Source organism: Gordonia sputi NBRC 100414 (genome assembly GCF_000248055.1).
GTDB lineage: Bacteria > Actinomycetota > Actinomycetes > Mycobacteriales > Mycobacteriaceae > Gordonia > Gordonia sputi.
The window spans coordinates 73,974-85,568 of the sequence record NZ_BAFC01000059.1; the positions used below are offsets into that span (position 1 = coordinate 73,974).

Sequence of the window (11,595 nt, forward strand, 5' to 3'; positions counted from 1 at the left end):
GGCGTGTCGCACCGGATCACATGGTGGCGGGAGAACGCCTAGGGTCGGCGATGTCGATGCCCGCTTCCGCCCACGCCTCGCGCAGGGCGTCGGCTCCCTTGAGTCGCACCCAGGCGGCTTCGTTCGCGGTGATCGGGATCGTTCGCAGGAACCGCACCGGTTCCATCGGGTCGGGTAGTGCAAGCTCGCCCAGATCGTCGGCCATCGTCAGTAGCGCGGTGAACGGCGCGCCATCCCACAGGGGCTCACCGAGATCGACCAGTGCGTCCGGCGCGAGGATGAGTCCCTCGACCGCAGGCGCCGCGGCAACGGTCGCCAATCGCCGGTGCAGTCCGGGCATCGGGACCCGGTTGTGCATCCGCACCACAAGTTCGGCGCGCGGGCCGCGCAGCGGGTCGGCATGCAGGTCGCCCGGATCGGTCATCGGATGACGGGCGCATCCGACGGTCACGAACACCACGTCGTCGTCGAGCGCGAATCGTTCGACGTCGATGGGCTCGACGCCCAGGAAGGTCACCGACGCCCGCTGTGGTTCGACGCCGAGTTCGGAGACGACGTATTCGTGCACGGTGTCGGTGACGGAAGGACTCACGGCACTCAACGGTAGCCGGGCGGTTCAGGGACGCGGTAACCGCCGGTGCAGCGGATTGGTGGTCACCGGCGTCGAACGTCGCGGCGAACCCGGGACCGACGACACAACGGCCGGTGCGTCGGCGGTCGCTCGTGTTGCGTCGTGTGCCCGCATGGCAGCACTGTCGCCGACGCCGAGCCGCGGGGCGGTCACGATTCGTCGAGCACGCTCCGAGCAGACCGGGCACTCCACGTCGTCGGGGACGGTGAGCATCGAGTGCACCTGTTCGACGTCATCGCATGCCTGCGGGCACCGGAAGACGTAGGTTGGCATGTGCAGACCATAGCGCGACCTGTGCGTCGCGGAATCTTGAATGGCACTGCACCGTCGCGACATCAGGAGGCCGTCATGCCGGAGTTGCTCTTCCCGTTGGACTCATCGAAGCCGTTCACCGCGCAGCAGATCGTCGGACACAATCGGTGGCATCCCGATATTCCGCCTGCGGTCACGGTGAAGCCGGGAGACACCTTCCGCGCACATTGCCGCGAGTGGTTCGACGGCGCGATCCACAACGACGACTCGGCAGACGACATCCTCAACGCCCCGCTGAACAACGTGCACACACTCTCCGGACCGTTCGCGATTGAGGGCGCGCAGCCCGGCGACCTGCTGATCGTCGACATCCTCGACGTCGGGCCCATTCCCCAGGAGGATTCGGGTCCGCTCGCAGGTCAGGGATGGGGTTATACGGGCATCTTCGCCAAGCTCAACGGCGGTGGGTTTCTCACCGAACAGTTCCCCGACGCCTACAAGGCGATCTGGGATTTCGCCGGGCAGAGCGCGACGAGTCGCCATGTGCCGCATGTGAAGTACACCGGAATCGTGCATCCCGGCCTGATGGGCACGGCCCCGAGCCCACAGTTGCTGGCAACCTGGAATGCGCGGGAGGGCGCGCTGATCGCCACAGATCCCGAACGCGTTCCGCCACTGGCACTTCCACCCGAACCCGACGGCGCCATCCTCGGATCGCTGAGCGGTGCCGACTTCGGTCGCGTCGCCGCGGAGGCTGCGCGAACGGCACCGCCTCGCGAGAATGGCGGCAACCAGGACATCAAGAATCTCACCAAGGGCAGTCGCGTCTTCTATCCCGTCTTCGTGCCGGGCGCCAACCTGTCCTTCGGCGACCTGCATTTCTCACAGGGCGACGGCGAGATCACCTTCTGCGGGGCCATCGAGATGGGCGGTTTCATCGATCTGCACGTCGACCTGATCAAGGGCGGCATGGAGACCTACGGCGTCACCGAGAACGCGATCTTCATGCCCGGCAACACCGATCCGCAGTACTCGGAGTGGATCGCGTTCTCGGGTACATCGGTCACGCTCGACGGTGAGCAGCGCTACCTCGACTCCGACCTCGCCTACCAGCGGGCATGTCTGCACGCGATCGAGTACCTCACGAAGTTCGGATACAGCCCGGAGCAGGCGTACCTGCTTCTCGGCTCGGCACCGATCGAGGGACGGTTGTCCGGGGTCGTCGACATTCCCAATTCCTGTGCGACCGTGTACATTCCGACCGCGATCTTCGACTTTCCGGTCGCGCCCTCCAAGGACGGCCCGGTGCGGATCGACCCGGGAATCGGCGCTCCGCACGCCAGCTTCTAAAGGGCTCGGCCACGTGCACCGCGCGCCGGTTGCCCTACCCTGACACACATGGTGCGTGTCCTGGCTGTCGCCGACGAGGTGGTGGACTCACTCACCTTCGGGGTGGGCATCGAGGGAAAACCCGACCTCATCCTCGGCGCCGGGGACCTTCCCTTCGATTATCTGGACTCTCTCATGATGCTCTGCGACGCGCCGTGCGTTTTCGTTCCGGGTAACCACGACCCAGATCTCAGTGGTTACCGACAATCCAGGACCGGCTGGGTGCGCGCCGGGCTACCGGCACGCGATCCCGGACCGCTCGGAGCGATCAACGCCGACGGCCGCACCGTCGAAGCCGCCGGGCTGCGTATCAGTGGACTCGGCGGCTCCATCCGCTACAACGGCGGCCCCAATCAGTACACCGAAGCGCAACAGCGATGGCGCAGTTGGCGAGTCCGTATCGGCGCCCACCTGCGGCGGCGTCGACCCGATATCGTCTTGACCCATAGTCCTGCCCGTGGCGTCGGTGACGGCGACGACGCGCCGCATCGCGGTTTCGAGTGCCTCAACGGCCTGGTGTCGGACCTTCATCCGGCACTACTCGTCCACGGCCATGTCCATCCGTTCGGCGCACATCCTCAGGACAAGATCGTCGGCAAGGACACCGTGTCGATGAACGTGGTCGGATACTGCCAGTTCGACATCGAGCCCGAGAGCCGCGACTTCACGATCGTGAGGCGACGATATGGCGCGTGACACCGGATTTCCCGACGCCGACGCCGAGAACGACTTCGCCCGCATGCGACGTCAGGCCGAACTCGCCCGTCTCACACACTGGTTCACCCGCCAACCCGCCGACGTCAACACGATCCTGCCGTTCGACGAAGTCGTGCGCGCACTCGGCAGAACCGGCGAGACCAACCTGGGTCTGCAGCAGGTCAACGTGCGTGACATCGTCGGAAGTGTCGACCGGACAAAGGATTTCGACAAGTACTTCCGGCCGACGTCGTCGCGCATCCGGCAACGTTGGCAACGTCTTGCCGCCGCGCAGCGTCGGGGAGAGTCGGTCCCGCCGGTACTGCTGTACAAGATCGGGTCGATGTACTTCGTGATCGACGGCCATCACCGCGTCTCGATCGCGATCGCCCGCCATGTCGAGACGATCGACGCCTACGTCACCGAAATCCACACACGCATCACACCTGACGGCATCAACGCGCCGTCGGACCTCGTACTCAAAGACCACCGCCGACTCTTTCTCGCACGCGTTCCCCTCACGGGAGCGCAGGCCGATGCCGTGCGCCTGTCCGACCCGTTCGCCTACGCCGAACTCGCAGAGGCGGTCGAGGCGTGGGGTTTTCGGCTCAGCCAGGAGGTCGGAGAGTTCCTGAGCAGACCGGAAGTCGCGCGCCGGTGGTTCGGTGAGGAGTTTCTACCGGTCGTCCGAATGGCACGCCGCGCCGAGGTCCGGCCGGACATCACCGACGACGCCGAGCTCTACATGTGGGTCGCGGGCGAGCGCTATCGCCTTGTGCGCAGGCACATCTGGGACGACGAGATCATCGAGGAGCTTCGCGAGCAGTCGCGCCGCCGCCGGCGGTAGTGGTCTCGACAGGCTCGACCAGCGGGTTGGCGCTCGAGCAGCGGTGGTCTCGACAAGCTCGAGCAGCGGGTCGGCGCTCGAGCAGCGGGTTGGCGCTCGACCAGCGGTGGTCTCGACAAGCTCGACCAGCGGGCTGACGCTCGACCAGCGGTGGACGCGCGACCAGCGGAAAACCCCGCTGATCGAGCAGGGCACGAGCGAAGCGAGTACCCGTGTCGAGATCACCTGCGGCGCAGGCTCACTCCCGACTGCTGGTCGAACACGGCGATCTTGTCGGTGTCGAACACCAACTCGGCGCGCGAGTTCTTCGTCACCGCCGACTCCGGCGAGAGCCTGGCGACCATCTCGCCGGTACCGAGGTCTGAACCCGAGTCCGCCGCCAGTTCAGCCAGGGCGTCGTTGGCTGCGCGGCCCGAGTCAATGGTGAAGTAGGCGTACTTGTCCGAACCCATCGACTCGAGCACATCGATGTCTGCGGTGAACGTCGTGCCACGTGCCTTGACCGCCGGATCGATGAGCGAGGCGTCCTCGATCTGCTCGGGCCGGATACCGATCAGCACCTCGCCGTTGCTGCCTTCCTTCTTCGCCTCGGCTGCAATGACATCGTGGTCGCTGAGCACCAATCGTCCCAGCGGCGTATCGATCGCGTCCGCGCTCAGCGTGCCGGGCAGGAAGTTCATCGACGGCGAACCGATGAACCCGGCGACGAACACGTTGACCGGATTGTCGTAGAGCTCGTTGGGTGCGCCAACCTGCTGGACATATCCGTTGCGCATCACCACCACACGATCACCGAGGGTCATCGCCTCGGTCTGATCGTGCGTGACGTAGACGGTCGTCGTGCTCAGTCGCGTCTGTAGACGTGAGATCTCGGTGCGCATCTGGACACGGAGCTTGGCGTCGAGGTTCGACAGCGGCTCATCCATGAGAAATGCCTTGGGCGACCGCACGATCGCGCGCCCCATGGCGACGCGCTGGCGCTGGCCACCGGACAAATTCGACGGCTTGCGGTCGAGGTACTGAGTCAGATCGAGGATCTTGGCGGCCTCGTCGACCTTCTTGTTGACCTCATCCTTGGGCAGCTTCGCCAAGGTGAGCGGGAACGCGATATTCTGCCGGACCGTCATGTGCGGGTAGAGCGCGTAGCTCTGGAACACCATGGCGATGTCGCGGTCCTTGGGCGACTTGTCGTTGACCCGCTCTCCACCGATGTACAGGTCGCCGCTGCTGATGTCCTCGAGACCCGCGATCATGTTGAGGGTCGTCGACTTTCCGCAGCCCGACGGCCCCACGAGGATGATGAACTCGCCGTCGGCGATCGTGAGGGTGAAGTCGTGGACGGCGACAGTGCCGTCCGCGTATTTCTTGCTGACGTTGTCGAGCACGATCTCTGCCATGGGGACTATCCCTTCACCGCGCCGGAGGTCAAGCCGGCGACGATTCGACGTTGGAAGAAGAGCACAAAGATGATGATGGGAATGGTGATGACGACCGCCGCAGCAGCGATGGAGCCGGTCGGCTCCTCGAATTGCGAACTACCGGTGAAGTTCGCGATCGCGACGGGAGCGGTGATCGCCCGCTCGGTCGAGGTCAACGACAGTGCGAGGAGCAGGTCGTTCCAGGCGAAGATGAACACCAGGATCGCCGCGGTCACAACACCGGGCGCTGCGAGCGGCGCGATGACCTTACGGAACGCCTGAAATGGCGTGGCGCCGTCCATCTTTGCCGCCTTCTCCAACTCCCACGGGATCTCGCGGAAGAACGCCGACAGAGTGTAGATGGCCAGCGGCAGAGCGAACGTGATGTACGGGAGGATCAGGCCGAGCCAGGTGTCGAAGAGTCCGATACTGCGCTCGATGTTGAACAGCGGTGTGACCAGGGAGATCTGGGGGAACATCGCGATCAGCAGTGCGGCACCGACGAGCAGCTTCTTGCCGGGGAAGTCCAGTCGCGCAACCGCATAGGCGGCCATCGTGCCGATCGCGACGGCGATGAGCGTGGTGATGAGACCGATTCCGAGCGAGTTGCGCAGCGCAGAGGTGAACGCACTCGTCTGGAAGATCCCCGAGTAGTTCTCCAGTGTGAAGTGCGTCGGGAAGAAGTTGCCGTCGGTCACGCTGCTGGCCGGCTTGAACGACAGGCTGATGATCCACAGCAGCGGAATGATCGCGTAGAGCACGACCAGGATGTCGGCGATCAGCCAGCCGACCCGAGATTTGGCGGTGCGGTTCATGGCGTCCTACCTCCCCTCGTTGTCGGAACCGGGCGCGGCGGTGCCGAAGCCCTTGATGAAGATGAAGGCGATGATCGCGACACACACGAAGATAAGTATCGAAATCGCTGATCCCACACCCAGATTGAACGCCTTGAACAGGTTGTCGTAGCCGAGCATCGACACCGAGTAGGTGTTGTTGTTGCCCGCCGTCAACACATAGATGTTGTCGAAGATGCGGAACGCGTCGAGCGTACGGAAGAGCAGCGCGACCAGGATCGCGGGCTTCATCATCGGAATGATGATGCGCCGCAGGCGGGTCCACGCGCCCGCACCGTCGACCTCTGCGGCCTTGAGTAGCTCATCGGGCACCAGCGCGAGACCGGCGAGCAGCAGCAGCGCCATGAACGGCGTGGTCTTCCAGACCTCGGCGAGCACGATGATCGCCAGTGATGGCCACTGCTGCGTCAGCGGCGCACTGCCGTCCGGCAGAAGATTGGCGAGGTAGCCGGTTCCGGGTGTCCACGCGTAGTACCACGAGAACGCGGCCGCAACCGTCACGATGCCGTAGGGGATCAGCACGACCGTCCGGATCACACCGCGCCCAAAGATGGTGCGGTGCATCACGATCGCGATCGCCATGCCGAGCACCAACTCGATGGCGACCGACACCACGGTGATGCCGAGCGTGACGAAGAACGCCGTCCACCAGTAGTTGGAACTGAGCACCGTGCCGTAGTTGCTGAACCACGTGAACTCACGCTCGCCCGGCGCCGACAGGCTCGACTTGTTGAGCGACAACCAGAATGCGTAGACGATCGGGTACGCGGTGACCACCAACATGAGGATCACTGCCGGAGCGATCAACCAGTACGCCAGTCGACGTTCCTGCTTCTTGCCCTCACTCACCTCACCGGATCGCTTCGCGCGCTTCGACGACGTCGCGGGTCGCTCCAGAGTCGCCGTGGAAGTCCCGCCTACCGACCTCGCGGCATCCGAGCGGGAAGCCGCCCCGACCACCGTGGCTTGCGCGGCGGTAGGCGTCAGGGGCGCCGACTTCTTCAAAGACGGAGCCCCAGAGGACGGGACCTCAGTGGACGGAACCCCAGAGGACCGAACCTCAGCGGACGAGCCGCTCGACGTCGGCGCGGCGTGCTCGGGTGCGCCCCCGGTGGGCTGCCCGAGACGCTCCGGCGGCGTCCACGCGTCCGAATGCACTGTGCGCCCGTACGATCCGGGTCCGTGCCCGGTTGCCGATCCGTCCGTCGTCGCCGATCCCCCGGTGTCGTCACCGTCGCCGGGCATTGCGTGCCTGCCCCTGCGCTCCTCGGCCGGGTCGTTGCCCGTGCCGTCGTTGCCGGATGTCATGGGATGAGTCCCTCCCCGTTGATCGCCTTCTGCACCTGCTCGGCAAGCTCGTCGACAAGGGTCTCGGGGTCCCAGGAGCCGACCGGAGAGAGCTTTGCCTGCAGCAGCGTCGAGATCGCTTGGTAATCAGGTGATTTCGGGCGCAGTGCAGCATGCTCGGGTTCGAGCTGGAGTTTGATGTCGTCGGCCATCGGATAGGCCGCGCGGAAATCGGGATCGCTGTAGAGCGACGAGATGACCGGCGGGGTGCCCGCGTCGATCGAGTAGAACTTCTGCGCCCGCGCATTCGTCAGACACATCGCCGCCTCGAACGCCAGGTCTTTCTGCTGCGAGGTGTTCGCCACTGCGATATTCAGTCCGCCGACCGTGCTCTTGGCCGGAATTCCTTCTGTCACACCGGGATAGGGAGCGAAGTCGAACTTCTGCCGAACCGCACGGGTCACCGGCGCCAGTTGTTCGTCTGTCGGGGTGTTGTCCTTGTCGGCGAACAGACCGGAATATTGCTGGAGTTCGGTCAGGAACGGCACGCTGCCCGCGGCGGCATTCTCGCGCATCGAGGACAGCACGAACGGCCAGTTGACCTGGTAGATCGCCTTTCCCGTCTCCATGCCCAGTCGCGAACTGGTCTCGTCGCCGTTGGTCAACGACGGATCGTGTCCGGGAGCGGTCGCAACGGCCTTCAGAATGCGAAGCGCCTTCACCGTGGCCGCTCGATGTTCTGGGGTGTCGTTGAGCGTCACCTTGTTCGGGTCGTTGGGATCGACCACCTCGCCGCCCGCGCTCGCGAGTACCGAGTTGAACCAGACCATCAGGCCTTCATATTGCTTGCCCTGCACCATGATGTAGCTCGGCCCGCCCTTGGCAAGGCTGCGGGTTGCGTCGGCCACCATGCCGTCCCACGTCTTGGCGGGCTGGCTTTTGTCGAGGGTCTCGCGCAGAACATCCTTGCGGTACCAGAGCAACTGGGTGTTGGTCCAGATCGGGATCGCGTAAAGGCGTTCCGCGTCATCGTGCTTGGTCTTCCACTTGGCGGTCTCGAGCGGACCACCGAGCGTCCTGCCTTCCACCTCACCGGCGATATTCTCGGGTACCGGCGTCAACCAACCCGCGTCGGCGAACTCGGCGGTCCACACGACGTCCATGCCCATCAGGTCGAGGCTCTTGTCGTTGCCGGAGAGCCGTCGCGCCAACTGCAGGCGCTGGTCGTCGGCAGCCTTGGGCAAGGCCGTCGTCACGATGCGATATTTGCCACCGGACTCCTGAGAACACTTGTCGCCCATGGACTTGATCGAACCGGCACCGTCGGCAGGCGGGTACAGATTCAGGACTCCTGGTTCATGACCGGAACCGCACGCGGACACGATCGGGAGCACGGTGACCAGTGCCGCAGCGGCGACGGCCGCCTTCACCGACATACGTCGCGATCGGCTCCGCCCCACTGCTCGCCCGGCAACATCGCCTGCGGCCCTATTCCGCTGGACCCCAATGCCTGTATCCCTGTTGCCTATATCCGTGTTACCGAAATGCCTGTTGCCCGTATTCCCGTCGTGATCGCCGCTTTCGGCTTGGTCACCGTCGCTCCGCACGCAGCCTCCTCGATGTCGTACGCAGCACAGCGAGCGTCACCGCGCGCCATGGCGTTGGTGGCTACGCTAGCCCGGCGCGGTAGTGACAAGCAACACATTCGGCGCGACCGTGCCAAAGTTCTTCGCGCACGCCGGTTTCACGCGCATACGCACGGGATCGAAGAGTGGGTCAGGGATTGAGGCGGGCGAGCATGTCGCGGGCCTTTTCGGCACTCTTCGGGTCGCAGAGAACGTCGTAGCGTCCGGCGACGAGTTGCATCGTCGACGCGAAGTCACGCTGGCCGCGAGTCGCCGCGTACGGGATCGTCGTCGAGATGACGCCGAAGACGATGCCGCCGACGAGACCGAACAGGATGGGCACCAACGCGTTGCCGCTGACGACGAGTGAGACCAGCAATCCGAAGAACAGTCCGAGCCATGCCCCCGAGACCACACCGCCGCCGATCACCTTGCCCCAGGTGAGTCGGCCGATGACACGCTCGACCTGCATCAGGTCGACGCCGACGATCGTCACGTCCTGGACGGTGAAGTTCTCATCGGAGAGATAGTCGACAGCACGTTGCGCCTCAGCGTAAGTCGAGTACGAGCCGATCGGCCACCCTTTGGGCGGGGTCGGGAGACCCGGGGTCTGCCGACCGGAACTCAACGGGTTGGTCATGTCATGTCCTCCACTCGGCAACTACCCTTACCCACATGGCGTCGGTGAGCAAGGTCTTCGTGGCCAGATTAGTCGGATTGGCGGTCCTTGGTCCTGATGGTGAGTCGATCGGTCGTGTCCGCGATGCCGTCATCGCCGTGCGCCTTCCGGGACAACAGCCTCGCGTGCTCGGTCTCGCCGTCGAATTGGCCACGCGCCGACGGATCTTCGTCCCCATGCTCCGGGTCACGTCCATCGACCCCACCGCGGTGACCCTCAACACCGGAACCGTGAGTTTGCGGCGACTGCACCTGCGCCCCGGCGAAGCACTCGCGATCGGGCAGATCCTGGACACGCGCGTGCGAATCGACGATCCCGACCACGAGGACCTCGAGGGCATCGACATGATCGTCGTCGACCTCGGTATCGAGCGCACCCGTACTCGCGACTGGGTGGTCTCGCGTGTCGCGGCACGTCCGGCACGTCGAGGACTGCGACGCGGCGAAACCATTGTGGTGGAGTGGAATCGGGTGCAGGGACTCACCGCGAGCGCACTCGAGCTACCCGGACAGGGCGTGGCACAGGCGCTCTCCCAGTTCGAGGGGATGCGTGCCGCCGACGTCGCGAACGCCCTGCGCGAGTTGCCACCCAAACGTCGCGACGAGATCGCCGAAGCCCTCGACGACGAGCGGCTCGCCGACGTGCTGCAGGAGCTGCCGCCGGACGATCAGACCGAAGTGCTCGCACACCTCGGCGTCGAACGTGCCGCCGACGTGCTCGAGGCGATGGACCCCGACGATGCCGCCGACCTCCTCGGCGAACTGTCGGACACCGAGGCGGAGTCGCTGCTCGAGCGAATGGATCCCCAGGAGTCGGAGCCCGTCCGACGACTGCTCACCCACTCCCCCGACACCGCGGGCGGCCTCATGACCTCGGAGCCGCTGATCGTCACCGCCTCCACCACGATCGCCGAGGCGCTCGCACGAGTCCGCGACCCCGACGTCACCCCGGCAGCGGCCAGCATGATCTTCGTCGTGCGTCCACCTACCGCCACGCCGACCGGCCGTTATCTGGGATGCGTACACCTGCAGGCGCTGCTGCGCGAGCCACCTGCGAACATCGTCGGTGGCATCCTCGACACGGACCTGCAGTCGTTGCACCCCGACGATTCACTCGAGACGGTCACGCGCTACTTCGCGACCTACAACCTCGTTTGTGGACCGGTGGTCGACGACGAGAACCACCTCCTCGGCGCGGTCAGTGTCGACGACCTCCTCGACGAGATGCTCCCGCGTGACTGGCGCGAGAACGAACCCGAGGACGACGAACCAGAGTCGGCGACGGCAGGCGCCGCGAACGCCAGCGGCACATCAGGAGCGAGTGAATGACGAGCGAGCAGAGCACCCGCCGCCTCGACACCCCCCGCGTCAACCGACGCCCGTCGTTCCACGTCGACAGCGACCTGATCGGCATGTACGCCGAGCGCATCGCGCGCTTCCTCGGTACCGGCCGCTACCTGGCGATTCAGACGGTGATCGTCATCGTGTGGATCATCATCAATCTCAGCTGGGTTGCGCTGCGCTTCGACCCGTACCCGTTCATCCTGCTCAACCTGGCGTTCTCGACGCAGGCCGCCTACGCAGCTCCCCTGATCCTCCTGGCCCAGAACCGGCAGGAGAATCGCGACCGGGTCGCGCTCGACGAGGACCGTGCGCGGGCCGCCCAGACCAAAGCAGACACGGAGTTCCTCGCCCGAGAGCTCGCCGCGGTCCGCCTCGCCGTCGGCGATACCGTCACCCGCGACTACCTGCGAAAAGAACTCGACGACATGCTCGACGACCTCACCGACCGGCTCGTCGCCCGCCTCGAGGGACTCGATGGCTCGACCGAGACCGAGAAGGCGCGGCATCACCCCGAGCGCTAGTACCGCGTTGCGCGTAACTTCACGGGTAGATCACGCGATGACTTTCACATGGT

Annotated in this window: 12 protein-coding genes; 5 read left to right on the forward strand and 7 right to left on the reverse strand. The window is 65.0% G+C overall.

What is annotated here, in order from left to right:
• Window positions 1–16 precede the first annotated feature (16 nt).
• Window positions 17–592: a suppressor of fused domain protein gene (locus GOSPT_RS10065; protein ID WP_174273051.1), complete on the reverse strand. Its 576-nt coding sequence runs from the start codon at window positions 590–592 to the stop codon at window positions 17–19.
• Window positions 593–616: 24 nt separating this feature from the next.
• Window positions 617–904, reverse strand: a complete 288-nt coding sequence (locus GOSPT_RS10070; RefSeq protein WP_039855522.1) for an FmdB family zinc ribbon protein — start codon at window positions 902–904, stop codon at window positions 617–619.
• Between the two features lie 75 nt (window positions 905–979).
• Here GOSPT_RS10070 and fmdA point away from each other — a divergent pair, with 75 nt between their 5' ends.
• From fmdA to GOSPT_RS10085, 3 genes are read left to right on the forward strand one after another with little or no spacing between them, the layout of a single operon-like run.
• Complete coding sequence (gene fmdA / locus GOSPT_RS10075; protein ID WP_005205781.1) at window positions 980–2,233, forward strand: formamidase; 1,254 nt, start codon at window positions 980–982, stop codon at window positions 2,231–2,233.
• Window positions 2,234–2,281: 48 nt separating this feature from the next.
• Window positions 2,282–2,968: a metallophosphoesterase family protein gene (locus GOSPT_RS10080; RefSeq protein WP_005205782.1), complete on the forward strand. Its 687-nt coding sequence runs from the start codon at window positions 2,282–2,284 to the stop codon at window positions 2,966–2,968.
• Window positions 2,958–3,815, forward strand: a complete 858-nt coding sequence (locus tag GOSPT_RS10085) for a ParB N-terminal domain-containing protein (RefSeq protein ID WP_005205783.1) — start codon at window positions 2,958–2,960, stop codon at window positions 3,813–3,815. The genes GOSPT_RS10080 and GOSPT_RS10085 overlap by 11 nt, the downstream gene beginning before the upstream one ends.
• A 221-nt stretch (window positions 3,816–4,036) precedes the next feature.
• On the opposite strand, the gene GOSPT_RS10090 is transcribed toward GOSPT_RS10085, so the two are convergent.
• The 5 genes from GOSPT_RS10090 to GOSPT_RS10110 form a co-directional block, all read right to left on the reverse strand.
• The gene (locus tag GOSPT_RS10090) at window positions 4,037–5,212 is read right to left on the reverse strand and encodes an ABC transporter ATP-binding protein (RefSeq protein WP_005205784.1); all 1,176 of its coding nucleotides are present in this window, start codon (window positions 5,210–5,212) and stop codon (window positions 4,037–4,039) included.
• Between the two features lie 5 nt (window positions 5,213–5,217).
• Entirely contained in the window at window positions 5,218–6,048 is an 831-nt protein-coding gene (locus tag GOSPT_RS10095; protein WP_005205785.1) for a carbohydrate ABC transporter permease, read from the reverse strand.
• A gap of 6 nt (window positions 6,049–6,054) precedes the next feature.
• On the reverse strand, window positions 6,055–7,395 hold the full coding sequence (locus GOSPT_RS10100; RefSeq protein WP_005205786.1) for a carbohydrate ABC transporter permease: 1,341 nt from the start codon (window positions 7,393–7,395) through the stop codon (window positions 6,055–6,057).
• Window positions 7,392–8,810 carry an extracellular solute-binding protein gene (locus tag GOSPT_RS10105; RefSeq protein ID WP_039855524.1) on the reverse strand — a complete coding sequence of 473 codons (1,419 nt, stop codon included), beginning with the start codon at window positions 8,808–8,810 and terminating at the stop codon, window positions 7,392–7,394. Before GOSPT_RS10105 ends, GOSPT_RS10100 begins: the two co-directional genes overlap by 4 nt.
• Window positions 8,811–9,150: 340 nt before the next feature.
• The gene (locus GOSPT_RS10110) at window positions 9,151–9,639 is read right to left on the reverse strand and encodes a YflT domain-containing protein (RefSeq protein WP_005205789.1); all 489 of its coding nucleotides are present in this window, start codon (window positions 9,637–9,639) and stop codon (window positions 9,151–9,153) included.
• Between the two features lie 35 nt (window positions 9,640–9,674).
• Between GOSPT_RS10110 and GOSPT_RS10115 the strand changes: the two genes are divergently transcribed.
• Together GOSPT_RS10115 and GOSPT_RS10120 are read left to right on the forward strand one after the other, a co-directional pair.
• On the forward strand, window positions 9,675–11,006 hold the full coding sequence (locus GOSPT_RS10115) for a magnesium transporter MgtE N-terminal domain-containing protein (RefSeq protein WP_039855526.1): 1,332 nt from the start codon (window positions 9,675–9,677) through the stop codon (window positions 11,004–11,006).
• Entirely contained in the window at window positions 11,003–11,542 is a 540-nt protein-coding gene (locus GOSPT_RS10120) for a DUF1003 domain-containing protein (RefSeq protein WP_005205791.1), read from the forward strand. The genes GOSPT_RS10115 and GOSPT_RS10120 overlap by 4 nt, the downstream gene beginning before the upstream one ends.
• Window positions 11,543–11,595 lie beyond the last annotated feature (53 nt).